Source organism: Infirmifilum sp. (genome assembly GCF_049970975.1).
Classification (GTDB): domain Archaea; phylum Thermoproteota; class Thermoprotei; order Thermofilales; family Thermofilaceae; genus Thermofilum; species Thermofilum uzonense.
On the sequence record NZ_JBMFLX010000177.1, the window covers coordinates 1 to 2,122 of the forward strand.

Below are 2,122 nucleotides of genomic sequence, written 5' to 3' on the forward strand. Positions count from 1 at the left end.
AAGGAGGCTGCTAGGACTATGATCTTGAGGGTGGAGAGGGGGGAGCCTGTGATCACCACGGTTGAGCATGTGAGTGAGATCGCGAATATCGTGGAGTCGAGCCTGGGGTTTGTCGCTGGGCTTCTAAGCATGGAGAACATCGAGGTGATAGAAGTTGATAAGGATGATTACGAGGCAGCGGTTCCCATATCTACGGGGGTTAGCATTAACGACGCGATAGTTACCTTAATATGAAAGACGAGAATATTAAAGTGATATATAGCTTTGATAAACACTTCAGGAACTTCGGGGATATCACGGAGTTACCCTAGATAAAGTGCTTATAAAAACTATGAAGTTAAGCTTCCACCCGTGTTTTTCCTCTAGGGACATCGATCAGCCTCCTGAATATTCCCTCAACCAACTCCACGCCCCTTTTCTTCGCGCTCTCCCAGCTGCTAGAGTAACGTTTCAATCTATCTCGGCATGTCCAACCTTAGCCTAGAATTCAGCCTTGAAAGAAGCTTATAAGTTTTTATGCGGTGGAGAGTGCAGGGGATTGCTTTTACCCTGGTTATGGGAGGGACTACCAGAAGCCTCTAGGACGAAAATTATGCTAGTGCAATAATTCTAGATAACCTCGATGAGAAGGATAGAGAGTTGAAAGCATCTAGGAAAATCAATAACCTGATGGGAAACTTTTCAAGGGCTGGGCCCGTCTCAATATGAATAGGCGAAGCTGAAATTTGAAGCTTGATTGAGGAACTTTTCACCAAGGTTAAAGCCTGAGTAACGTGAGTTAAAGCGTTACGTTGAGAGACCTTATGAGATAGCTGGGCAAGGAAGTGAGAAAGCTGTGAAACTCGTAATCGATAGGAAGCTCTTTTAGAGCTCGGTGGTTTTGTTGTTTATGAGACTATTATAAGGCCAAGCATATTGTACTAATTTAAAGCTTTAATAAAAAAATATTTTAGGGAATCGGTTTCCCTTTCACAGTCGATTTCGCTATGTTAAAGTCCCCATACTGTTGGCTGAGCATAAAGTTAACATAATATTCCATTATATCCCAAAGCCCCATTAGATCCACCCTCTTCTTTGCCTGAAAGAATGAAGCCTGGAAAATAGGTACAGCCCCTTGAGCTGATTTTGCGGAGGCCTCCTCAAATACAACCTCAAATTGGACTTCTTCTCCAGGCTTAAGCATCGGGGGGACATACATTTTGACATTGATGTAGTATGGCCTAACCTCCACGTAAGGAATGTTTCCGTAAAAGCCTCCTGTTGTAGACGGTATTCCCTCCTTTTCACGGGTCTCTGCTACAAGGTCTGCAAGCTTGCCCGGGAGGTTTTTAACGTAAGCTGCGAGAAATGCTCCCTCATATCCCCCAAGATAGGCTGCCTCAACAACGTCTGCAAGCGCACTTGGAACACCATAAGCTCCTTGTCCAAATGCTATCTTGGCAATTTTCTGGTAGTAGTTGTAAAGCCTCCCCTCCAATCTTGGAGCTTTCAACAGTTTAAATTCGACATTCTTGAATGAATCCATCTTAGCGAGATATGTGAATAAACCTGTTATTATTACAAGATCACTGCCCTTGTTCTTCACAGTCACACTGTAACGGTAGATTCTACCCCAGCCAAACAAACTCCTTATAAAGTTCAAGTCCAGCCAGCTTTCATAAGGACCATTCACAGATACCTCAATGTCCGAGGGATTTGGTTCACTGATTGATACTGTGGGAGGGTCAAAAGTAAGGTAAATCTCATTCACGTTTTTATCATAATTTATAGTTATGGTTAATTTTTTACCAGGGTAGTTTGTGAGATCTATTTCGTATCTCTTGATCGCCTTCCTGCCCATATCTCTACCCATATCAGTGTATCTTATACTTACTTCAAGTGTATGTTTCTCCCGACTCAGGAAGTAATCCGCTTGATTCGATTTGTCTGTACCTAATCCTATTATTTCCCAATGAGCTTCATAGCATGTCGGGAAGACACCTTCACATTTATTAAGATCTTCACCTACTCTAATTTCTACCATTACTTTTGATTGCTTGGAATTATTCTCCTCTAAATTAACAGTTACCCTTTCACTAGAAAACAGACCATCTGATTGATATACAGTTATTGTTATCGTGTA

Annotated in this window: 1 protein-coding gene and 1 pseudogene; one reads left to right on the forward strand and one right to left on the reverse strand. The window is 42.2% G+C overall.

From position 1 onward, the window contains the following. Positions 1-234, forward strand: a pseudogene (locus tag ACP5KC_RS10245) (PIN domain-containing protein); the annotation flags it as partial. A gap of 715 nt (positions 235-949) precedes the next feature. On the opposite strand, the gene ACP5KC_RS10250 reads toward ACP5KC_RS10245, so the two are convergent. Next, positions 950-2,122: hypothetical protein (locus ACP5KC_RS10250; protein ID WP_428287517.1), on the reverse strand; the 1,173-nt coding region annotated here is incomplete at its 5' end.